The following is a 23312-nucleotide window of genomic DNA, read 5'->3' as shown; positions in this document are numbered from 1 at the left end:
ATTCCGCCTTGCGGTACTAGTTGATATTCTGTTTAGTTAGGTGATTGAGAAATCATTTTATAGAGGTTATTTAACTGAGTTACAATTGCTGGAGGAACAGCCGTAAAATGAATATAAAAGCTTCCTCTACCTGCAAGTTTTTCTAAAACTTTGGCATAGATATCTTCACTCACTTGTGTTGAATTTTTAGACGTAAAAAGATTAATTTTAATGTTCGTTAATTTAGGTGGTATCACATTGGGAATATCTACCTGTAATTCGGCTCCTTTTGCTGATAATTTGACTAAACGCCCGGAAAAGACCGGATTCCCCATTTGCTTATCATGCAAAATAGTGTATAAAAGCGGAATTTCTTGAGGAACAGGAAAAAATAGTTCTTCTTCTTTGGGCAAATAAAGATTGTATCGTCCACCCACACCATATACTTCATAAATGGTAATTTCTTGGCTCACACCTTTCGGCTGAACTTGCTTTTGTCCAATAATTCTGACGCTTGAACCGACTTCTTTAAAAGTCTGCTCGGAAATGAGAATTTGACCACCACTAGTATATGACTCAATTCGATAGGTGAGATTTACTTGACTGCCGACAATTCCATACTTAGTCCGTTTTTCAGAACCAATATTACCGACTATAACTTCACCTGTATTAATTCCAATCCCCATTTCTAATGGTGGCCAGCCGAGGGTTTTCATTTTTTCATTAACGCCACCCATTGCTAACTGCATGGCACAGGCGCAGGTAACGGCTCTGAGGGCATCATCTTCTTTAGCGATCGGGGCACCAAATAAGACTAAAATACCATCTCCCATAAACTCATCAATTGTGCCTTGATAATGATTAATCACATCCGCCATGTATTCTAAATAGAGGTTGAGAATGTGAATTACCTCTTCTGGAGGAAAGCGTTCTGAGAGAGATGTGAAGCCTCGTAAGTCAGAGGTGAGGATAGTAATTTTGCGTCGTTCACCACCAAGTTTTAATCTTTCAGGGCTTTCTAACAAGTTAGCAACAACTGTATCACTCAAATATCGTCCGAAAACTTGGCGAATTAATTCGTTTCTTTTTTCTAATTCCGTGTTGGCTTCTGCTAAATCTGTGGTTCGTTCTCTGACTCGATGCTCTAAACTTCTCGCGTTTTCTCGGAGTTTCCCAACAACAAGTGTCAATCCTGAAAGTCCTAAGACTGACATCCCACCTAACATGGCGAAGGTTCCTTGGAGACTTTGGTTGGTTTTGGTTACTAAATTATCGAGAGATTGAGAAATCTCCCAAGCTCCAGCAACATCTCCTACTTCCCAGTTTTTCTTTGGACTATTGATGTCTGTGTTATGACAAGTTACGCAACTTGGTTTCATGAGACTAGCTTGTGCATAGCGCAAAGTGGTGTTTCCATTTTGCTTCTCAAGACGATAGAATTTTTGACGAGGGTTTTCTCTCAAGAAGTTGAGTGCATCGCGCTCAAATTCGTCTTTTGCTCCCCCTTTTGCCTTACGCCAAGGATATGGATAGTTACTGTATAGTCGTACAGACATTTCGGTATTTTTTTCACTAATTTGCTCACCAAGCTCGATCGCAAAAGTTGAGGGTAAGGGGATTGCACCCTTGGTATTGAGGTAAGCGTGGGTAACGGTAACTCCAGGCACGAGTTTAGCTCGATCTGCGGCGGCGGCGCTATAGAGGTCAAAAGCTTGAGTCAATGATTGGATATTTAAGGCAGCATTTTGAACTGCTTGGGATTCAATCAAGCTCGATGAAAGCCCAGACATATTAGAAATTGCGATCGCGATCGCAGCACATAACATCAGCGTGAGTACAAGAGTAATTCTCTGTAATAGTAAGCGTAAAAGTGATTCCCAAATTCGACTAATTAATGACTGAACCATAAGCTTTATGTAAAGAATTTGTAAAATAGTGCATATTATTTTTGCTATTATCTGATAAATAAATTATGACATTCTACTTATAGAATTTAAAGTTAATTTAACTTTTGCCGATTGCAGCAATGGATATTGATCAAGCACTCGCATTTACAGACTCTCTCGTTTTCGCCAAGTCAAGAATTCATTTGAGCGATCTCCAACAAGCTATGTTGCGTGAGTCTTGGTCTTTGGAACGCCAAAGTTACGATCGCATTGCCGATATTTATGGCTATTCCCCAACTTACTTAAAACATGATGTTGGCCCCAAGCTATGGAAACTCCTTTCAGAGGTGTTAGCAGAAAAAGTTAATAAAACAAGTTTTAGAACAGCAATCGAGCGGCGATTTAAAATAGAGAATGCGACGGCACAATCAATTCCAGACAAAGAGAATATATTTGATAATCTTGAAGGAAAAACGCGACCAAAATTCACTGAGAATCTGCTGATTACGGAAGTGAAAGCTTCGCATCAAGATTGGGGAGATGCGATCGATGTTGATTTTTTCTACGGAAGACAAGCAGAACTAGCTCAATTACAGCAGTGGATTTTGGTTGACCAGTGTCGGCTTGTGGCTTTGTTAGGAATGGGTGGGATGGGAAAGACTTCCTTATCTATCAAGCTGGCGCAACAATTACAGAGCGATTTTAAATGGGTGATTTGGCGAAGTCTGCGAAATGCGCCACCTGTACAAGAGATATTAACCGAGTTATTGAAATTATTATCCAATCAACAAGAAATTGATTATCCAGAAACCGTTGAAGGTAAAATTTCGCGGCTGTTGCATTATTTGCGATCGCAGCGTTGTTTATTAATTTTCGATAATGTTGAAACCATCTTACAACACAACGATAAATCTAAATCATCTTATATCGAAGGTTATGAAGCTTATGGCGAAATATTTAGACAAATGGGAGAAATTCGCCATCAAAGCTGTTTACTATTAACAAGTCGAGATCAGCCCCCAGAAGTTCGCCTCCTAGAAGGAGCAAGCTTACCCGTTAGGGCTTTTCATTTGGGTGGATTGCAGAAAACAGAAGCACAAGAACTTTTGCAGTTAAAGGGGAATTTCCAAGGTTCAACAAAAGAATGGAATCGGCTAATTGAAGGTTATGCAGGAAATCCTTTAGCATTAAAAATTATAGCGACTACGATTCAAAACTTGTTTGATGGTAGTATTTCTGATTTTCTTAACCAGGAAACGTTTGTTTTTGGGAATATTCGCAATCTAATTGATCAGCAATTTGAACGGCTTTCTGAATCTGAGAAAACAGTGATTTATTGGTTGGCTATCTATCGTGATTCTGCTTCATTTTCAGAACTGCGATCGGATATTTTTCCCCCGATATCGCCACAGAAATTAATTGACGTTCTAGAATCGTTAGAGCAGCGCTCTCTAATTGAGAAAAACAAGCTGACACTGATTGCAAAACATCCGGCACAGTTTTCACTCCAGCCGATGGTAATGGAATATGTCACCGAGAAATTAGTTACTCAAGTTTGTCAAGAAATTCTGGCAGGTTTAGAAGCAAATGCTGATCAAAAAAATCTGCTGTTCAAAACTCATGCGTTACTCAGAGCTACTGCAAAAGACTATGTGCGAGAAACGCAAGTTCGTTTCATCCTAAAGCCGATTCTGGAACGCTTATTACTTGATCGCTTATTAATAGAAGTAAGTGAAGAACTCGCAATTGAAAACCTACTTACTCAATGTTTAAACAAGTTACGAGGTACATCGTCACTTAAAACTGGATATGCAGTCGGTAATATTTTAAATTTACTTTGTCAATTACAATCAACTTTAACTAACTACAATTTTTCCAATTTAACGATTTGGCAAGCCTATTTACAAGATGTAAATTTGCATAATGTTAATTTTGAATATTCTGATTTGAGTCAGTGTGTTTTTGCTGAAACCTTTGGTATGGTATTTGCTGGTATTGCTTTTAGCCCAGGTGGAACATTATTAGCTACAGGAGATGCAGAAGGTGGGCTTCGTCTGTGGCAGGTTGCAACTGGGCAACTGGTTATCAATTTTGCCGGACATCTGGGTTGGGTTTGGTCGGTTGCCTTTAGTCCAAATGGGCAATTATTGGCAAGTTGCAGTAGTGACAAAACGATTCGGCTGTGGGATGTCAACACTGGTAAATGTCTGAGAACTTTAGAGGGACACACAAGTTCGATTTGGTCAGTTGCCTTTAGTGCCGATGGTCAAATCCTCGCTAGTGGAGGCGATGAACCAACAATAAGATTATGGAATGTCAATACTGGGGACTGTTATAAAATTTTGTCGGGTCACACCGATCGAATTCTCTCAGTATCATGGAGTCCAGATGGTCAAACTCTAGCAAGTGGCAGTGCTGATTTCACAATTCGACTTTGGAAAATTAGTGGAGAATGCGATCGCATTTTAGAGGGACATAGCGATCGCATCTGGTCACTTTCCTTTAGTCCAGATGGTCAAACCTTAGCCAGTGGTAGCGCCGATTTCACGATTCGCCTCTGGGAAGTTAGTACTGGCAAGTGCTTCAATATATTACAAGAACATAGCGATCGCGTCCGCTCAGTAGTCTTTAGCCCCAATGCCCAAATGCTGGTCAGCGCCAGTGACGATAAAACAGTCAGAATTTGGGAAACTAGTACAGGGCAATGCCTGAATATCTTACCAGGACACAGCAATTCAGTATTTTCAGTTGCTTTTAATGCAGATGGTCAAACCATTGCCAGTGGTAGCACAGACCAAACCGTAAAGCTATGGGATGTCACTACAGGTAGATGCTTTAAAACTTTAAAAGGCTATAGTAATTCGGTATTTTCAGTTGCTTTTAATGCAGATGGTCAAATTGCTAGTGGCAGCACAGACCAAACCGTGAGACTATGGGATGTCAATACGGGAATTTGCCTAAAAAAATTCACCGGACATAGTGGCTGGGTAACTTCCGTCGCGTTTCACCCAGATGGACATTTGCTAGCCAGTAGCAGCGCCGATCGCACCGTTCGTATTTGGTCAGTTAGCACAGGGCAATGTCTGCAAACCTTGAGAGGTCATGTAAATTGGGTGCAATCAGTTGCCTTTAGTCCCGATAAACAAATCTTAGCAAGCGGCAGTGACGACCAAACCATTCGCCTATGGTCTATCAATACAGGAAAATGCCTCAACATCTTGCAAGGTCATTCCAGTTGGATTTGGTGTGTTACCTTTAGCCCCAATGGTGAAATAATCGCTAGCAGTAGTGAAGACCAAACCATTCGTCTGTGGTCTATTTCTACTGGTGAATGTCTCCAAATTTTAGAAGGACACACGAGTAGAGTCCAAGCGATCGCTTTTAGTCCAGATGGGCAAATTCTCAGTAGCGCTAGTGAAGATGAAACAGTGCGCCTGTGGTCGGTTGATACAGGTGAATGTCTCAATATTTTTGAGGGACACAGTAATAGTGTTTGGTCAGTTGCCTTTAGTCCAGAAGGTGATATTTTGGCAAGTAGCAGCTTAGATCAAACAGTGAGAATTTGGGATAGGCATACAGGAGTTTGCCTGAAAGTGCTGCCTGTCATGCCTCATGCCATGCGATCGGCGATCGCATTTGGCAAATCTACAGAACATTATGCGATCGCTAGCGGCAGCCAAAACGGAACTATTCAGATTTGGGATGCCCAAACAGGCGAATCTTTGAAAACACTCAATCCTGACACACCTTATCAAGGAACCAATATTACAGGCGTAACCGGAATAACGACAGCCCAAAAAGATGTCCTCAAAGCGTTAGGTGCTTTCGAGATTTAAGTCAGGACTTACGTACCCCCCTTAATCCCCCCGATGCATTGGGGGGAAATAGAAAATCTAGTTCCCTCCCCTTTGCAAGGGGAGGGTTAGGGTGGGGTAAAACCCTGGTTAATCAGCTATTTCAGACTTGTGTGTACACCGTAGCTCCTCTTAGGAGAGAGATTTAGAGAGAGGTTTTCCAGATACGGTGCTTGTCCTCTTCTTAAACCTTAATTTTTGAGACAAATTCGACTTAATTATCTCCTCAATTTTCCATAACTTATCTCCATCGACGCGATCGAACAACAAACCTAAAGTAAAGGAGTCCTGAAAAACGAAAGGGTAAAGCACCCAAAAAACAGGATATTTCCCGACTTAAAACATTATTTTCAACAATTAAGGAGAAATTCAAATGGGAACATACACAGGTGATAATTCTAACAACACTTTTATCGCTGACGAAGACGGACAACCTTGGTTACTGTCTGGAAAAGGAGGCGATGACTACCTAGCTGGAAAATCTCAGAACGACACAATTTATGGTGATGAAGGTAATGACAACCTACTTGGTGGAGGTGGTAACGACATCCTATATGGCGGAACTGGTAACGATAACCTATATGGTGGAACAGGCTTCGATAGCTTGTATGGCGGCGATGGCGATGACAGAATATCTGACACAGATGGTATTGTCAATGGTGGTGCTGGTACTGATACTTTAGTTGCAGATTACAGCCAGTTGAATAATGGGGCTGGTGTTGATGTCGGATACCTGGGTCAAAATGCTATCTTCAGTCGCTTGACTGGGAATTCTGTACTTAGCTACAGCAATATTGAGCGATTTGAAATTACAGGCACTCAATACGCCGATGTCCTGCGTGGTACTGCTGGCAATGACATCCTCAATGGTGGCGCTGGTGATGACCAGATTTTTGGTGGTGCTGGCTATGATACGCTCAATGGTGGTGATGGCAACGACAGAATCACTGACACAGATGGTATTGTCAATGGTGGTGCTGGCACTGATACTCTAGTTGCAGATTACAGCCAATTAACCGGGGCTGGTGTTGATGTCGGATTTAATGGACAAAATGCCATCTACAGCCGCTTAACTGGAAATCCTGTACTCAACTACAGCAATATTGAGCGATTTGAAATTACAGGCACACAATACGCCGATGTCCTGCGTGGTACTGCTGGCAATGATATTCTCAATGGTGGTGCTGGTGATGACCTAATCTTTGGTGGTGCTGGCTATGATACGCTCAACGGTGGCGATGGCAACGACAGAATCACTGATACAGATGGTATTGTTGATGGTGGTGCTGGTACTGATACTCTAGTTGCAGATTACAGCCAGTTGAATAATGGGGCTGGTATTGAAGTGGCATACCAGGGTAAAAATTCTATCTTCAGCCGCTTTACTGGGAACCCTGTACTCAACTACAGCAATGTTGAGCGATTTGAAATTACAGGTACACAATATACCGATGTCCTACGTGGTACTGCTGGCAATGACATCCTTAATGGCGGTGCTGGCAATGACGTGCTGATTGGTAGTGCTGGCAATGATACGCTCAACGGTGGCGATGGCACTGATACTCTAGTTGCAGATTACAGCCAATTAACCGGGGCTGGTGTTGATGTCGGATTTAATGGACAGAATGCCATCTTCAGCCGCTTGACTGGGAATTCTGTACTCAATTACAGCAATATTGAGCGATTTGAAATTACAGGCACACAATACGCCGATGTCCTACGTGGTACTGCTGGCAATGACATCCTCAATGGTGGTGCTGGTGATGACCTAATCTTTGGTGGTGCTGGCTATGATACGCTCAACGGTGGCGATGGCAACGACAGAATCACTGACACAGATGGTACTGTCAATGGTGGTGCTGGTACTGATACTTTAGTTGCAGATTACAGCCAGTTGAATAATGGGGCTGGTGTTGATGTCGGATTTAATGGACAAAATGCCATCTTCAGCCGCTTGACTGGGAATTCTGTACTCAACTACAGCAATATTGAGCGATTTGAAATTACAGGCACTCAATACGCCGATGTCCTGCGTGGTACTGCTGGCAATGACATCCTTAATGGCGGCGCTGGTGATGACCAGATTTTTGGTGGTGCTGGCTATGATACGCTCAATGGTGGCGATGGCAACGACAGAATCACTGACACAGATGGTACTGTCAATGGTGGTGCTGGTACTGATACTTTAGTTGCAGACTACAGCCAGTTGAATAATGGGGCTGGTGTTGATGTCGGATTTAATGGACAAAATGCCATCTTCAGCCGCTTGACTGGAAATTCTATACTCAACTACAGCAATATTGAGCGATTTGAACTGACCGGTTCACAATATGCCGATGTCCTACGTGGTACTGCTGCCAATGACATCCTCAATGGTGGCGCTGGTGATGACCAGATTTTTGGTGGTGCTGGCTATGATACGCTCAATGGTGGCGATGGCAACGACAGAATCACTGACACAGATGGTATTGTCAATGGTGGTGCTGGTACTGATACTTTAGTTGCAGATTACAGCCAGTTGAATAATGGGGCTGGTGTTGATGTCGGATTTAATGGACAAAATGCCATCTTCAGCCGCTTGACTGGAAATTCTATACTCAACTACAGCAATATTGAGCGATTTGAAATTACAGGCACTCAATACGCCGATGTCCTACGTGGTACTGCTGGCAATGACATCCTCAATGGTGGCGCTGGTGATGACCAGATTTTTGGTGGTGCTGGCTATGATACGCTCAATGGTGGTGATGGCAACGACAGAATCACTGACACAGATGGTACTGTCAATGGTGGTGCTGGTACTGATACTTTAGTTGCAGACTACAGCCAGTTGAATAATGGGGCTGGTGTTGATGTCGGATTTAATGGACAAAATGCCATCTTCAGCCGCTTGACTGGAAATTCTGTACTCAACTACAGTAATATTGAGCGATTTGAACTGACCGGTTCACAATATGCCGATGTCCTGCGTGGTGCTGCTGGCAATGATATCCTCACTGGTGGCGCTGGTAATGACCAGCTGATTGCTGGTGCTGGCAACGATCTTCTGGTTGGTGGAATTGGCAATGATATTCTGACTGGTGGTGCTGGTGCGGATCAGTTTGTCTTCAATTCCAAACTTGAAGGACTTGACATTATCAAGGACTTCAGTCGGGTGGAAGGTGACAAGATTCAGATTTCTAAAATTGGATTTGGTGTTACTGATGTTAGTGCTTTCAGCTACAATGACGCTACTGGTGCGTTGTTATTCCAAGGAACTCAATTTGCAACTCTTGAGAATAAGCCTACTAATTTCGCGGTTAGTTTGGACATCCAACTGATCTAGAATTTTCGAGAAATTAGTCTGATAAGTTCATAATTTGAAGCCAACAAACTTACACCCGGAAATTATTTTTGAGTTTCGGGTGTAATTTTTTCATGATTGTAGGGTATGGTGCGATCGCTTTCAATACGGTTCGGTTAAGACGCGATAAATCGCCGTCTCTACAATAATCAGTCTTTCGTCTTGACGGCGATTTATCGCGTTTCTTGTCTTAATTTTTAGTTACCCATTTATACCAATTATCTAAACCTACACCAGTAGTTGCAGAAACCTGAAAAATCTGAATTTTGGGATTCACCTGTTTAGCATATTCTATACACTTTTGCACATCAAAATCTACATAAGGTAGCAAATCAATTTTCGTGAGAATCATTACATCACTAGCGCGGAAGATATGCGGGTATTTTAGCGGCTTATCTTCTCCTTCTGTGACGGAGAGAATCACGACTTTTGCATTTTCTCCCAAATCAAATAAGGCTGGACAAACCAAATTTCCCACATTTTCAATCATCACAACTGAATTCAGTGGCGGATTTAGTTGTTGTAAACCCCTGTCTATCATTGAGGCATCTAAATGACAGCCTGTTCCGGTGTTTATTTGGATGACTTTAGAACCTGTTTCTTTAATTTTTTTGGCATCATTAGCAGTTTCTTGGTCGCCTTCAATGACGCTAATAGATAATTGATGTTTTAAATCATTAATGGTTCGCGTCAAAAGAGTTGTTTTACCTGAACCCGGAGAACTCATTAAATTTAAGGCGAGAATATTTCGACCTTTAAACCATCCGCGATTTTGAGCAGCTAGTAGGTTATTCTTTGCCAATATATCCTGTTCTAAGGATATCGTTGTATTGTGTATTTTGGCGTGAATTTGAGGCGCTTCTATGTGAGTATCATGACTGTGGGAATGAGTAATGACAGTACCATCTGGTAAAGTATGAGTATGGTGATGATGGTTATGTTCCGTTTCATCTGTTTCTAAATTGGTAATTTTGGTTTCGCCATCATCAGAACAGCCGCAGGTTACACACATAATTCCTCTATTTCTATTTCTTTAATTTTCAGTTCTTCACCAGTAATTAAATCTAATTGCACGCTTCCACAACTACAGATACCAAATGGTTTATCTAAATCAATTTCTGCACCACATTGGCGACATTTTGCTAATCCAGGAATTTCTAAAATTTCTAATATCGCCCCTTCTAAAACTGTACCTTGGGTGCAAATATCAAAACAAAATCGGATAGCGTCGGGCATAATGGCTGAAAGTTTGCCAATTTCTAATAAAACTCGCTGCACTTTTGCGCCTTTGGCGTTTTCAGTCACAATTGCCACAATATTTTGGGTAATTCCAAGTTCGTGCATACTATAAAATCTATTAAATATTAACAAATTCGTGGCAATTGATCGCCTACTAGCATATCAACAATCCTTTCAGTACCAAAAACTGTTTTTAACAATACAATACCTGGGGGTGAAGGAATAACTTCGCCAATGATACAAGCATCTTTGCCTGCTGGGTGTAATTTCATCGCTACTAAAATCTTGTCAGCATTCTCTTTTGGAGCCACTACAACTAGCTTACCTTCATTAGCTAAATACAATGGGTCTAAACCAAGAATTTCGCAAACTCCGTTGACTTCTTCTCGCACTGCAATAGATTCTTCATAGAGACGAATGCCCACATCGGAACTGAGGGCAAATTCATTTAATACTGTGGCTAAACCACCGCGTGTAGCATCTCGCATAGCATGAATTTGGGGACATACTTCGAGAATAGTTTCTACTAAACTATGCAACGGCTGACAGTCACTTTCAATATTAGTTTCTAAGGCTAATTCGCCACGGGAAATTAAAATTGCTGTCCCATGATTACCTATTTCACCATTAATTATTACGGCATCTCCAGGTTTAATATTATGGGCTGAAATGCTAATTCCTCGTGGGATGATACCAATACCAGCAGTATTAATAAAGAGTTTATCGGCAGCACCACGATGTACAACTTTTGTGTCACCAGTGACAATTTGAACACCCGCTTTTTCTGCGGCTGCTTTCATACTGTTTGCGACACGGCGTAAGGTTTCTACAGGTAATCCTTCTTCTAAAATTACGCTACAAGTTAGATATAAAGGTTTAGCACCGCTGACAGCTAAATCATTAACTGTACCGTTGACGGCTAATTCTCCTATATCACTACCGGGGAAAAATAACGGGTCTACAACATAAGAATCTGTTGTAAATGCGAGTCTGTCTCCTTGTTGGAGGAGAGGGGCTAAGTTGAAGCTGGCTTGGTCTTCTAGTTGGGAGAGAATTGGGTTATCAAAATTGCCGACAAAGATATCATCTATTAAATCACGCATGGCTTTACCACCACTGCCATGTGCGAGAGTTATATGAGTGTCTTGCACTTTACTTTGGCGGCGGCGGACTTTTTCTATTTTTTGGAATAGGGGATTTTGTATTGAGTTTGTGGGGGGGAAATTCATATTAAAATTTTTTTAAACGCAAAGGAACGCAAAGGGAAGCGCAGAGGTACGCTGAGTGTCATTCTGAGGAGAAGCCACAGGCGGGGAGGGGTTCTTGAGTTATTTTTGGTTTTTGGGCGATTGTTCTTTTGGCAATGGTGGAGAGTCGCCCGTATTTGTAATAGGCTGCACAAGCACCTTCGGAAGATACCATGCAAGTACCAATTGGTGTTTCTGGTGTGCAAGCTGTACCAAATACTTTGCACTCCCAAGGCTTTAAGACTCCTTTGAGAATTTCTCCACATTTACAAGCTTTATGGTCGGCTACTTTGAGGTTAGGAATGGTAAATTTAAGTTCGGCATCAAATTGAGCATATTCAGGTTTAATTTGTAATCCTGAATAAGGGATGTCACCTAAGCCGCGCCAATCAAAACTATCTCGGACGGCGAAAACTTTGTTTATGGCTTGCAGCGCTACTGTATTTCCAGTTTTTTCTACAATTCGGTTATATTGGTTTTCGACTTCGCAACGATTTTCTACTAGCTGTTGCAACAGCATCCAAATTGATTGGAGAATATCTAAAGGTTCAAATCCTGAGACGACAATTGGCTTATTATATTGTTGGGAAATAAATTGGTATGGGTCAGTGCCAATTACCATGCTGACATGGCCAGGCCCAACAAATCCATCAAGTTGTAAGTCGGGATTATCTAATAGTGCTTTGAGGGCGGGAATCACGAGGACGTGATTAGAAAACATACTAAAGTTAGGAATTTCTTCGGCTGCGGCTTGCAGAATCGTGAAGGCGGTGCTGGGGGCTGTGGTTTCAAAGCCTAATGCGAAAAAAACTACTTGTTTGTCGGGGTTATCTCTAGCAATTTGCAGGCTGTCTAGGGGAGAGTACACCATACGGATGTCTGCACCTTGTGCCCTGGCTTGCAGTAAACTCGTTTTGGAACCGGGAACTCGCATTGCGTCGCCAAAGGTGGCAAAAATGACGTTATGATTTTGGGAGATTGCGATCGCATCATCTAATCTCCCCTTTGGCATCACGCATACTGGACAACCAGGCCCATGAATTAGTTCAATGGTTTGGGGTAAAATTTCTTCGATACCATATTTAAATATAGAGTGGGTATGTCCGCCACATACTTCCATGATTTTGATGGGTTTTTCTAGCTGGCGGCATAATTTAGCGATTTCGCGGCGTATCGCTTCAGCTTTTTCCGGTTCGCGGAATTCGTCAACATATTTCATAGGAAGTTAAGAGTAGTGAATTTTATCTATCAGTTAATTTCGCTTTTGTGGTAGAAAGTTTTTTAACGAACTGCTTTCTCTGTGAGACACTACGTGAACGCGCAGCGTCTCGTAGATAAGAAAGAAAAAAAGTATGTTTTTTAAACTCTTTCTCTGCACCTTTACCCCTCTGTGTGACACAAAAAAGGTCTATTATTTACAGCAGATTACAGGTAAATGAGGTACAAAATTTCAGAATAAAGCCATATACCAATAGAGTTTCAACCCTATTCCCTATTCCCTACTTGTGCTGCTGCTAATTCTTGGAATAGTTGTAAAGTTTCCGCCGCTTCTTGTTCATTAATTCGATTCATAGCAAAGCCAACATGTACTAGTACCCAATCCCCAATACAAGCTTCGGGGGGATGTTGTTCATCTACGATACAAGCAATATTCACCTCGCGTTTAACACCACCAATGTCAACTATCGCTAATTTATGGTTAACATTGGTAATTTCTATAATTTGTCCGGGAATTCCTAAACACATTTTTTTATTTGTCGAGATAAACTAACCGCAGAAGAAATTATTTCTAAACAAAGGTTTGTCAACTGTCAACACTCATGTATTAATTGTGCGGCTGTAATAACTGCCTGTCCTAGAGATAACCCGCCATCATTAGCTGGAACTAAGCTATGAGTAAGTACTTTTATACCCAATGTTTGTAACCCTTTGGTAACTTGCTCTAACAATATACAATTTTGAAATACTCCTCCTGTTAGGGCTACATGATAAATCAGATTTTCTTGAGAAAGATGCTTAACCATTTCCACAATCGCATTTGCTAAACCTTTGTGAAATTTAGCAGCCATAACTGGTTGTGGAATCTGTTGCTGCAAGTCATCTAGCAAGGCTTGCCACATTGGACACGGGTCTATACAATAAATACTATCTGAAAAGCTAAAACTAAAAGGATATATTAGCGTTTCTTTATCATTATTTAAGCTACTAACATCTACTATAGCTTCCATTGCGATCGCAGCCTGTCCTTCATAGCTACATTCATCTCTATAAATACCGATAGCTGCCGCCACAGCATCGAACAATCGCCCCACTGAGGAAGCTGGAGGAGAGTTAATCCCTTTCTCTATCAGTTGATTGAGTAGTTTTAGTGGTTTGTTTTTCAAAAATTGAACTATTTCTAAATCAGAATATTTTTGTTCGCAATCATCCCAAAGATTAGCGGCTATTAATTGGGCGTAGGTATTACGCCAAGGCTGATAAATTGCTTGTTCACCACCAATCATTGTTACTGGTTTAAATGTTGCTAGTCGCTGAAATTTACGGTAATCTGCTAAAAGAAATTCTCCGCCCCAGAGTGTAACATCATCACCGTAACCTAAACCATCTAAAGCAATGCCTAATACTGGAGGTGAATCTAAAGGAATCCCATTTTCTGCCATACAAGCAGCGATATGGGCGTGATGATGTTGGATTTGATGAATTTTGATTTGATTTGTTTCTGCAAGTTCTTTACCAAATTTGCTTGAGAGATATTCAGGATGTTTATCAATAGCGATTACTTCTGGTTTATGCTCAAATAAATTTAAGTATAAATTTAAAGTCTCTTGATAAGCATTGAAAGCCGCAGCATTTTCTAAATCTCCCAGATGTTGAGATAGAATTGCTTCTCCTTCCCGCAATAAGCAAAAGGTATTTTTTAACTCACTACCCATTGCTAAAATTTGCGGTACATTGTTAAATCCTGGTGGTAAACTAATTGCTGCTGGCGCATATCCTCTGGCACGGCGAATTGTTTGAACTTTATCACCGACAACACGCACAACCGAATCATCTACCCGATTAATAATCTCTCGATTGTGAAAGAGAAAGTAATCAGCGATTTTTCCTAATTTTTCTCTTGCTTCGTCGTTATCAATACATTGTGGTTCATCGGCAAGATTGCCACTTGTTAAAACAATTGGGCGATTCATCCGCCGCAAAATTAAATGATGTAAGGGCGTATAAGGTAACACGAAGCCAAGGGTATTTTGTCCTGCTGCTACCGATGGCGCTACTACTTTTTTACCTGTCACTTTTAGTAAAACAATTGGTGCGGCAGAACTTGTCAATAATTCTTTTTCTTTGGCGTTGACAATACAATATTCTTCAATTATCTCAATATCCCGCGCCATTAAAGCAAAGGGTTTATGATAGCGCTTTTTACGCTGACGCAGTTTTTGTACAACAGTTTCCTGTGTTGCATCGCAAGCCAGATGAATACCACCTAACCCCTTAATTGCTACAATCTCTCCCTTTTGCAACAAGGTACAAACAGCATCGACATCATCCAACATGGAAAACATAGAAGCAGTAACCGATTTACCATCAGCGCGTTCTAACCAAGCTGTGGGGCCGCAAACATGACAAGCGACAGGTTGGGCGTGAAAACGGCGATTTTCGACATCGTGGTATTCCTTTCCACATTCTGAACACATAGCAAACGCAGACATACTGGTATTGCATCTGTCATAAGGAATGGCACGAATAATACTCAGGCGTGGGCCGCAATGAGTGCAGTTAGTAAATGGGTAGCGATAAAAGCGGCTAAAGGGGTCGAATATTTCTTGTTGACACTGTGGACAAGTAGCTGCATCAGGAACAACTTCTGTTTTAATTGCACTATTAACACTACTAGAAATCACAAAATTATTAAAGTTAAATTTACCTTCGTAAGGAGTTCGAGTTAGTTCGTTAATTTTTGCTAATGGTGGACATTCTGTTTGTAATCTAGCAACAAATTCTGTTAATGCTTCCTCACTACCAGATACCCGAATTAATACACCTTCACCATCATTACAAACATCTCCACGCAAACCGTAAGCTTTAGCCAGACGATATACAGTAGGGCGAAATCCTACTCCCTGAACAGTACCGCGAACTCTAATTTCTTCATTCGCCATATAATTCTGACTTTCAAAAATTACGTAGCTTGCTTCTCGCCGGAGGCGAGTATTACGAATTATTAATCTGCCACAGCAATATTCGATTATTTCCAGAATCAGCTATTACCGCCGTATTACCACAAATTTTTATCCCGTAACACCAATTTAAGCTATCTCGTTTCGGCAGCCCAAAATTCCGATTTTCACCTTTACTTTGAAAATTCATTTGTCCTGCCAACCCGTCTGCTACTAAACCTTGCAGTGATAAAATTGATTCTGGCTTTCTCCATCCTAACAAACGAGAATTAGCGGTATCTGCAACTACTAACCAATCTTCAGTTACTCCTACACCATAAGGCATACTCAAACTACTAGCACTGGGCAAATAAACTCCTTGATTCATTTCCACAAAATCAAAGCTTTTTTGTCCTAAAACCACTGCACAAGGGGCATTATTTTCTGTTGGTATTCCCTGCCAAATCATCACTCGGTGATTACCTGCATCGCTGATAACCAGATTCTCTCCCCAAAGGGTAATATCGTGACACCAACGCATACTCGCTGCGGTTGGAGAACCACCGCCATTTTCATTGCGAGATATCATATCCGGTTGTCCCAAAACTAAATCAGCAGGTTGACCATTTTCTGTTGGTAACTGATGCCAAATTAATACTCTTCGATTTCCTGTATCGGCAACAAATAGCTGTCCTTGATGATAAAAAACACCATAAGGCCAGTGCATTGTACTGGCAGATGCTTGTTGACTTCCCCGATTGGGTTCAGTATCGATAAAATTAGCTTGTCCTAACACCAAATCTGCTGGAACATTGTTATCCTCTGGTAAGTTTTTCCAAATCAAAACCCGATGATTCCAAGCATCTGCTACAGCTAATCCTTCGCCACAAGCACAAATCCCAGTTGGTACACTTAAGGTTGCGCTTCCCGGTGTACCTTTAGCATTTTGTCCTTCATGATAAAAGTCAGGTTGTCCAATTACCCAATCAGCCGGTTGACTATCTCTAGTTGGTAAATTTCGCCATCCCAGTAATCGATGATGTCCTGTATCTGATACCCACAAAGGGCCAGTTTCTGATAACAAACAAGCACCACGAGGCCCAAACATTTCTATAGAACTTGGTGCTACAGGTATAACTAATTGCTGCGGTTCAATAATGTTGCCTAAAATTACCTCTGCACCCTGAGATGATAGAGGTAAATATTGAGAAATTTCTGTTGTTTCTGACGGTAATTGTGATATGGGATTAATTATGATTGGGATATCCATGAACCGCAGATAGACACTGTTAATTATTTAAAAACATTAATGTTTATTAGCATGTAACAACAGTAACAAATTTGCATTATGTTTTTATCAACAAATAAAACGCGTTCCCTGGCATAGAACAAATTATGTTCAGAATTCAGAATGAAAAAGCAATATGTCTATTTGCTTGCGGAAAACACCGAAATGAGAAAGCAAACTGCGGTTTACTTGCTAAATATACCGAAATGAGAAAGCAATATGTCTGTTTGCTTGCTGAATCTACCGAAATGAGAAAGCATTTAAGCAAAATGAGAAATCAATATGTCTATTTGCTTGCTGAATCTACTGAAATGAGAAAGCATTTAAACAAAATGAGAAAGCAATATGTCTATTCAATACGGTTCGTTAAGGCAAGAGACGCGATAAATCGCCGTCTCTACAAAGGACTGATTCTTGTAAAGACAGCGATTTATCGCGTGTCATCAAAAAACTTTTTGCAGTTTCACAAAAACCTTATTCTCCTTAAACTTTACCGGATATGACTGAAGCGAAATATCTGGTGCAGTTAAGCATTCACCTGTCTCTAATCTGTACTGAAATCCGTGGGAAGGACAGGTTATAATACCGTTTTCAATCTTACCCTCTTCTAAAGAATATCCTAAATGAGCGCAAGCATTACGGTAACATCTTACTCTAGCACTTTGACGATGTAAAATGAGCGAAGTCCCAGCAATTTGTACTGCCAATATCCCAAATTCAGGAACTTGCTCAATAGTTGCTACTTTTACCCAACTAGAAGTTATCTGTAGAGAAAATGGACTAGTTAAACCAGAATTTGTGGTGTTAACAGTAGGATTGTTATTGACTGCAACCACTTTGGTAATTTCAGGACAATGGTTTTTGATTGCCTGTTCTACTCCTTGAGATAAGGTCAAAGTAGAAGCCGGACAACTGCTACAAGTTCCTATGAGCATAATTTCCACCGTATCTGGTGGCTTAATTGCCACTAGTTCAATATCCCCATTATGGCTTTTTAAACTTGGGCGAACTTCTTCAAGGGCTGTCTGAATGCGCTGTGCTAATAGTGGTTTTGGTGGTTTTACTAATTCATGATAAAGCAGTACTGCGTATACTACTTCATCAGTAACAGCATGACGTAAACTTGACATTGATTCTTGTTTGAGGCTTTTAATCAAACTAGTCAATGCTGCTTTATGCAAAGCTTCAATTGCTCTTTTTAGACCCACCGCTACACAGCGTTGGCTTTCATCCCACTCAGATATAATTGCCTCAAAGCGGCTAATTTCCTGAACTAATTCTTCAAGATTTGTCATTTGTCATTTGTCATAGGGCATAGGGCATAGGGCATAGGGCATTGGTTATTTATCAATGACAAATGATAAATCACTTCATTTTGAAATCTTTGAGAAGAAATGGCATAATCATGCCTGTCACTAAGCTAGACAATGTTATTGGTAGGCAAAAGGGAATGTCAGCTTGTGCAAATAACACTAGCAGTAATGAACCTACGACAGTAGCAATAGCAGTTCGCTGGATAAAATATATCGGGTCGCGTAGCAACTTTCCTTTGACAAACAACTTGGCTGAAAACCATCCAATTTCTAACATTTTTCCTCCTAATAATTTGTCAATAAATTTAGTATGGCAAGCCCTAACAGGATGGCAGGAATTACACCAGCCGGAGCAAATAATGCACCAAGCATTGCTGAAAAGCTATAGCCTATATCTTTCCCAGCTAATAGCATTCCACCAATAGCACCGCCAACCATAGACAAGACTGTTGCAATGACTATCCAGACTAATCCTGTTGCTATGTTCAAGTCACCATCTGCTAAACTTGTGAGAAAATCTCTTACAGTCGGGTTTGTGAAAACATCTCTCATGCTGTTTTGTTCTCCTTATTAGTAATTAGGGGAGTGGGGATGAGGGGGATGAGGGAGATCAGGGAGGTAAGGGAGACAAGGAGAATAACCAATGCCCTATTTACTATTTGCTATTTCTACTTCAATATCTTGTAGGGCTTGGGTTACTATCTCTGCTTGTTGAATTTGTTGGTTTTGCGTAAAAATATCTAACGCTTGTTGATAATACACACGTGCTTGCAACAGATTTTGAGGATTACCCGCTTCTGGTTTTTCTGAGTCGTCAGGTAAGTTGAATAAGGCGTTGGCTTTGTTTGAAATTGTGTTAGCGTACTCTAGGGGTGTATCTTTAGAGTTACGCACTTTTAGCGCTTCATCGTAAGCTGCGATCGCACGCAAGTTATTTTCCACAGGATGGGAACTCACTAAGTATTGCAAAGCGTTACCCAAGTTGTTTTGCAACATCGCATATTCTCTGGGATGATCGATCAGATTAATATGCTTTAGTGCCACCTCAAATGACTGCACTGCTAACCCCTGACGCAAGTACTCCCGTTCCGATGCTAAAGGCATAGAAAGATAAGCGATCGCAATATTGTTATATAAAATCGCGTATTCCTGGGGGTGATCCTCCCAACTAAACACCCGCAACGCCTCATGATAAGCCTGGATGCTGTCAGTTATCCGCGCCAAATTAAATGGCACTAGCGACTGCAACACCAGCCCAAAATTCATCTGCGTCTCTGCCACTTCCTCTGGTGAGGCTAATTGCTGTAAGATTGGCAACGCCTCTTCATAACCTGCTTTTGCTTGCAGCAGCAGTTGGTAATCAGCATCCGGTATTGCCTGTAACGTCCCTGCCATGCCCACTTTAGCCCTGGCTTTTAGCAGGGGATATTCCTCACCACACATCTCATAGGCCCGGTAATATAACCCAACTGCATTCCGCAAGTCTTGGGCAGCTTTGGGCTTTTTTTGAAAGCCTTGCGCTATCTCAATCAGCATCTGGATTTTTTCCTCTGCTGAGGCTGACTCCGATGCAACAGCTGCGATCGCAGCTTTCACCGCTGAATCTGTAATGCTGGGGGTCATAACTCTGCCGTACTCTAGCCAATTGGGAATTGAGTCCAACGCCCACGAATGATCGAGACACAGTTTTGCATCTGATCACGGGCCATACTGATTTACGCAGGCTTCGAGTCCTTTAGGCGGAATTCCCCTTTTTGATCTGAGACTAGGAACTTAGTGACTGGTGATTGGAGGTTAGCAACTGAAGATTAAGGAATAGTTTTCCCCAGTACCCAATCCCCAATACCTAGTCCCCAGTCTCTAAAATATAAAACACCCTATTTCTAAAATTCTAGGGGGTAATTGCTAATATTAATGTCAGCTTTAAACACCTAATATTTTAAAAATATTTTTTGTATCATCGCTGGATACAATCAAAAAAAAATTTATTGAATTGTTGACATATATAGGAATCCGCTTTGATTTCTAAACTAATTTGCGTAGGCAGGCAATAGGGAATAGGCAACAGGCAACAGTCAAGAAGGCTTCTTAGTTGTACTGAGTTTTTTCAGAAATCAAATATGAGTCCTATATATAGGAATACGGTTTGAGTAATTTTTCTTAACTGAACCGTATTCCTATATTATATGCAGGATTTTACCAGCCAATTTTTGTATAATCCCAAGACTCACCACGGGATCATCGCAGTGTAAAATATGTTCATCAACTGTAAAACAAGCTCCCTTGAAAACAGACAGTATCTTTTATCGCATCTTTCAAAGTATCCCCAGCACGTTCTTTGAACTGATTAACCAACCGCCGCAACTAGCTAGTACAGCACGGCGGAAATAAACCACCCATTCCCAATCAATAAAACCCTTACGCTGTCTTCATTTTTAATTTTTAATTTTTAATTTTTAATTTTTAATTCCGCCTTGCGGTACTAGTGCTTACCAATTTTCTTCAGTAGAAGTCAAGCAACTGTCCTTTAGAATCGATGGCGTCTTTCTCCCCAATGCAGCAGAACTACCCATCTATTTTGCAGAAGTGCAATTTCAACCAGACAAAAAGTTTTACTCACGCTTATTCACCGAAATCTTTAATTATCTTGACAAAACCGAATTAACTAACAATTGGCGTGGTGTTGTCATCTTCCCCAACCGCAGCGTTGATACTGGAGATACTGAAAGATATACAGAATTACTCAACTCACAACGAGTCACTCGCGTCTATCTTGACGAATTAAGCTCAATTGAGACATCATCAATCGGCATTGAGACAGTTAAACTAATTATCGAACCCGAATTAACTGCGACAACAAGAGCTATTGAAATAGTTAACACTGCCCAACAGCAAATTCTAGATGTCGCTACTATTAGGGAAATTATACAATTGATAGAGACGATATTAATCTACAAGTTACCGAGATTAAGCCAGGAGGAAATAAGAAAAATGTTTGGATCAAATGAGTTAAGGCAAACTAGATTTTACCAAGATGTTTTTGCAGAAGGGAAACAAGAAGGGAAACAGGAAGGTAAGTTAGAAGTAATACCCCAGTTATTAGGGTTAGGTTTAAGTATTGAGCAGATAGCTCAAGCGTTAGGTTTAGACGAACAAGTTGTTAGACAGGCTGCACAACCAAAATCTTAAAACAGTTGCTATATAGCTGAGGGGGTGCAAAATCTTGCTCCCCATCCCGATATTTTGCTGAATTTGACTCAGTTATTGCATTAAAAATTTACAGCTTAAAATATTCATCATCTCATCTATATTAGCGATTGTTAATATTGGACTCCAGTCTTTAACATTTGCATAGCCAATCACATGTAAGTAGTGAATTGCACTGCTAACGGCAGACTATTAGTTGGTAAGCACACGGTTGGGCAATTTCAGCCGCCCTATCCAGTACCATTGTGGCTCCAGTCCAATTCAAGTTAAAATTGCTATGTAACCTCTTGACCATCCTGTTGTAGCTGTTGAGCGATATTTTAAAAGTAGTTACGAAAAACAACTAGAGTAAATGTAAGGTATATTCTAAAAATTAATAAAATGACAGCGATAATTATATGGTCTGCTGCCTAAATCCTAATTGCGAGAATCCCCAAAATCCTGACGGGGCAAATTTCTGCCTCAGTTGCGGCACACCATTGGTATCGCTACTGAGAAATCGTTACCGGATCATCTCACCATTAGGGAGAGGAGGGTTTGCACGCACATATATCGCAGAAGATATTGACAAGCTCAACGAACGATGTGTTGTCAAACAGCTAGTTCTAAGTCAATTTTATGGTATTCAGGGTAGTCAAGCACATCAAAAAGCGACTGAGTTGTTTGAACAAGAGGCTAAACGTCTTAAAGAGCTAGCGGAACATGTCCAAATTCCCAATTTGTATGCATATTTTAAGGAAGATGAATATCTTTATTTAGTGCAGCAGTTTATCGAAGGACAAAATCTTTTGCAAGAGTTAAAACAGCAGGGGGTTTTTGATGAAGCCAAGATTCGAGATTTTTTAAATGATTTATTATCTGTGCTAGTAGACATACATCAACAGCAGGTAATTCACCGAGATATTAAACCAGAAAATATTATTCGCCGTCAAAATGATGGGAAGTTAGTACTAATTGATTTTGGGGTAGCAAAGCAAAAAACGGAACCGACAAACACTGCCATTGGAACAATTATTGGTTCATTAGGTTATGCACCGATTGAGCAAATGCAAGTGGGTAAAGTTTTTCCATCTAGTGATATATACAGTTTAGGAATAACTTGCTTTCATCTGCTAACTAATATTTCTCCTTCAACTTTGTGGATGAAACAAGGCTATGGTTGGACTTCTAGTTGGCGACAGCATTTAACGCAACCCATAAGTCAGGAATTAGAGAAGATTCTTGATAAGTTTCTACGAGAAAATCATGAACAACGTTATCAATCTGCACAGGCTGTCTTACAAGACTTGAATAATCTTCCACCGCTAAGTTATACATTAGCTCCCACAGTTATTCCACCTACTCTGCCATCAGGCTCACAACCACAAAATCAACACAAATTAACTCGATATCTACCCCAGTTTTCTAATAGTAAATTATTGTCTGGAGCAATAATTGCTGGATCAGGTAGTTCGTTCTTAGCGATCGCACTGATAAGTTTTCTCGGAACTACTTGGATTAGCTCTGGATTGTGGTTGATAATTTTAGCAGGGTTAGTCTTGATTCAATCTCGCCCGCTTCTGGAAAAAACTTATTTAATTATTATTGCTATAATAGCAAATCTACTCATTGTATTTACTTTCAGAAATCTATTAACCAATAATCTTCTGAAATCTGGTCTAAATGGTCTGCTGCTCGTAGGGTTACTCGTTATTCTTGCAGGTTTATTGACACTGATTATCGTGGGTGTGTCTGAAATAATAAATAAACTTCTTTCTAAATATTTTTAAATTATAAGTATGGCTAAATTTTCATAAATC

General features: G+C 40.6%; 17 protein-coding genes. 5 read left to right on the top strand and 12 right to left on the bottom strand.

Annotation, left to right across the window (positions count from 1 at the left end; genetic code table 11):
- Positions 1 to 32: 32 nt before the first annotated feature.
- Positions 33 to 1886: an adenylate/guanylate cyclase domain-containing protein gene (locus tag HUN01_RS04855; protein ID WP_181930327.1), complete on the bottom strand. Its 1854-nt coding sequence runs from the start codon at positions 1884 to 1886 to the stop codon at positions 33 to 35.
- A 104-nt stretch (positions 1887 to 1990) separates the two neighbouring features.
- On the opposite strand from HUN01_RS04855, the gene HUN01_RS04850 reads away from it, so the two are divergent.
- Together HUN01_RS04850 and HUN01_RS35180 are read left to right on the top strand one after the other, a co-directional pair.
- Complete coding sequence (locus tag HUN01_RS04850; RefSeq protein ID WP_238845999.1) at positions 1991 to 5701, top strand: WD40 domain-containing protein; 3711 nt, start codon at positions 1991 to 1993, stop codon at positions 5699 to 5701.
- A 391-nt stretch (positions 5702 to 6092) separates the two neighbouring features.
- Positions 6093 to 9044, top strand: coding sequence for a calcium-binding protein (locus HUN01_RS35180; protein WP_181930326.1), 2952 nt, complete (start codon positions 6093 to 6095; stop codon positions 9042 to 9044).
- Between the two features lie 208 nt (positions 9045 to 9252).
- On the opposite strand, the gene hypB is transcribed toward HUN01_RS35180, so the two are convergent.
- The 11 genes from hypB to HUN01_RS04790 form a co-directional block, all read right to left on the bottom strand.
- Positions 9253 to 10074 carry a hydrogenase nickel incorporation protein HypB gene (hypB, locus tag HUN01_RS04840; RefSeq protein WP_181930325.1) on the bottom strand — a complete coding sequence of 274 codons (822 nt, stop codon included), beginning with the start codon at positions 10072 to 10074 and terminating at the stop codon, positions 9253 to 9255.
- Positions 10065 to 10406, bottom strand: a complete 342-nt coding sequence (gene hypA / locus HUN01_RS04835) for a hydrogenase maturation nickel metallochaperone HypA (RefSeq protein ID WP_181930324.1) — start codon at positions 10404 to 10406, stop codon at positions 10065 to 10067. The genes hypB and hypA overlap by 10 nt, the downstream gene beginning before the upstream one ends.
- A gap of 20 nt (positions 10407 to 10426) precedes the next feature.
- Positions 10427 to 11530: a hydrogenase expression/formation protein HypE gene (hypE, locus tag HUN01_RS04830; RefSeq protein ID WP_181930323.1), complete on the bottom strand. Its 1104-nt coding sequence runs from the start codon at positions 11528 to 11530 to the stop codon at positions 10427 to 10429.
- A 58-nt stretch (positions 11531 to 11588) separates the two neighbouring features.
- A complete protein-coding gene (gene hypD, locus HUN01_RS04825) occupies positions 11589 to 12767 on the bottom strand; it encodes a hydrogenase formation protein HypD (RefSeq protein ID WP_181930322.1) in 1179 nt (392 codons plus the stop codon).
- 266 nt (positions 12768 to 13033) lie between these two features.
- Complete coding sequence (locus HUN01_RS04820; RefSeq protein ID WP_181930321.1) at positions 13034 to 13294, bottom strand: HypC/HybG/HupF family hydrogenase formation chaperone; 261 nt, start codon at positions 13292 to 13294, stop codon at positions 13034 to 13036.
- Positions 13295 to 13359: 65 nt separating this feature from the next.
- On the bottom strand, positions 13360 to 15708 hold the full coding sequence (hypF, locus tag HUN01_RS04815; RefSeq protein ID WP_181930320.1) for a carbamoyltransferase HypF: 2349 nt from the start codon (positions 15706 to 15708) through the stop codon (positions 13360 to 13362).
- A gap of 52 nt (positions 15709 to 15760) precedes the next feature.
- Positions 15761 to 16975 (bottom strand): NHL repeat-containing protein, encoded by a 1215-nt coding sequence (locus tag HUN01_RS04810; RefSeq protein WP_181930319.1) that lies wholly within the window; start codon positions 16973 to 16975, stop codon positions 15761 to 15763.
- Between the two features lie 461 nt (positions 16976 to 17436).
- Positions 17437 to 18288, bottom strand: a complete 852-nt coding sequence (locus tag HUN01_RS04805) for a NifU family protein (RefSeq protein WP_181930318.1) — start codon at positions 18286 to 18288, stop codon at positions 17437 to 17439.
- Between the two features lie 70 nt (positions 18289 to 18358).
- Positions 18359 to 18583: a hypothetical protein gene (locus tag HUN01_RS04800; protein WP_069068808.1), complete on the bottom strand. Its 225-nt coding sequence runs from the start codon at positions 18581 to 18583 to the stop codon at positions 18359 to 18361.
- Positions 18584 to 18591: 8 nt separating this feature from the next.
- On the bottom strand, positions 18592 to 18858 hold the full coding sequence (locus HUN01_RS04795; protein ID WP_181930317.1) for an asr0689 family protein: 267 nt from the start codon (positions 18856 to 18858) through the stop codon (positions 18592 to 18594).
- 96 nt (positions 18859 to 18954) lie between these two features.
- Entirely contained in the window at positions 18955 to 19929 is a 975-nt protein-coding gene (locus HUN01_RS04790; protein WP_181930316.1) for a hypothetical protein, read from the bottom strand.
- Positions 19930 to 20589: 660 nt separating this feature from the next.
- On the opposite strand from HUN01_RS04790, the gene HUN01_RS04785 reads away from it, so the two are divergent.
- From HUN01_RS04785 to HUN01_RS04775, 3 genes are all read left to right on the top strand, one after another.
- Positions 20590 to 20697, top strand: coding sequence for a DUF2887 domain-containing protein (locus HUN01_RS04785; protein ID WP_420832773.1), 108 nt, complete (start codon positions 20590 to 20592; stop codon positions 20695 to 20697).
- A 75-nt stretch (positions 20698 to 20772) separates the two neighbouring features.
- A complete protein-coding gene (locus HUN01_RS04780; protein ID WP_181932562.1) occupies positions 20773 to 21495 on the top strand; it encodes an Rpn family recombination-promoting nuclease/putative transposase in 723 nt (240 codons plus the stop codon).
- Positions 21496 to 21911: 416 nt separating this feature from the next.
- Positions 21912 to 23282, top strand: coding sequence for a serine/threonine-protein kinase (locus HUN01_RS04775; RefSeq protein WP_181930315.1), 1371 nt, complete (start codon positions 21912 to 21914; stop codon positions 23280 to 23282).
- Positions 23283 to 23312: the final 30 nt, after the last annotated feature.

Source organism: Nostoc edaphicum CCNP1411 (genome assembly GCF_014023275.1).
Lineage (GTDB): Bacteria > Cyanobacteriota > Cyanobacteriia > Cyanobacteriales > Nostocaceae > Nostoc > Nostoc edaphicum_A.
The sequence above is the reverse complement of the archived record's forward strand: the minus strand, read 5'-3'. Positions and strand labels throughout refer to the sequence as shown.

What these genes read in the sequence shown, in the direction of transcription:
- hypF (WP_181930320.1), bottom strand. Translation starts at nt 15,708, where the DNA reads ATGGCGAATGAAGAAATTAGAGTTCGCGGTACTGTTCAGGGAGTAGGA.
- HUN01_RS04775 (WP_181930315.1), top strand. Translation starts at nt 21,912, where the DNA reads ATGGTCTGCTGCCTAAATCCTAATTGCGAGAATCCCCAAAATCCTGAC.
- hypD (WP_181930322.1), bottom strand. Translation starts at nt 12,767, where the DNA reads ATGAAATATGTTGACGAATTCCGCGAACCGGAAAAAGCTGAAGCGATA.
- HUN01_RS04810 (WP_181930319.1), bottom strand. Translation starts at nt 16,975, where the DNA reads ATGGATATCCCAATCATAATTAATCCCATATCACAATTACCGTCAGAA.
- HUN01_RS04790 (WP_181930316.1), bottom strand. Translation starts at nt 19,929, where the DNA reads ATGACCCCCAGCATTACAGATTCAGCGGTGAAAGCTGCGATCGCAGCT.
- HUN01_RS04795 (WP_181930317.1), bottom strand. Translation starts at nt 18,858, where the DNA reads ATGAGAGATGTTTTCACAAACCCGACTGTAAGAGATTTTCTCACAAGT.
- HUN01_RS04820 (WP_181930321.1), bottom strand. Translation starts at nt 13,294, where the DNA reads ATGTGTTTAGGAATTCCCGGACAAATTATAGAAATTACCAATGTTAAC.
- HUN01_RS04855 (WP_181930327.1), bottom strand. Translation starts at nt 1,886, where the DNA reads ATGGTTCAGTCATTAATTAGTCGAATTTGGGAATCACTTTTACGCTTA.
- HUN01_RS04800 (WP_069068808.1), bottom strand. Translation starts at nt 18,583, where the DNA reads ATGTTAGAAATTGGATGGTTTTCAGCCAAGTTGTTTGTCAAAGGAAAG.
- hypB (WP_181930325.1), bottom strand. Translation starts at nt 10,074, where the DNA reads ATGTGTGTAACCTGCGGCTGTTCTGATGATGGCGAAACCAAAATTACC.
- HUN01_RS35180 (WP_181930326.1), top strand. Translation starts at nt 6,093, where the DNA reads ATGGGAACATACACAGGTGATAATTCTAACAACACTTTTATCGCTGAC.
- HUN01_RS04805 (WP_181930318.1), bottom strand. Translation starts at nt 18,288, where the DNA reads ATGACAAATCTTGAAGAATTAGTTCAGGAAATTAGCCGCTTTGAGGCA.
- hypE (WP_181930323.1), bottom strand. Translation starts at nt 11,530, where the DNA reads ATGAATTTCCCCCCCACAAACTCAATACAAAATCCCCTATTCCAAAAA.
- hypA (WP_181930324.1), bottom strand. Translation starts at nt 10,406, where the DNA reads ATGCACGAACTTGGAATTACCCAAAATATTGTGGCAATTGTGACTGAA.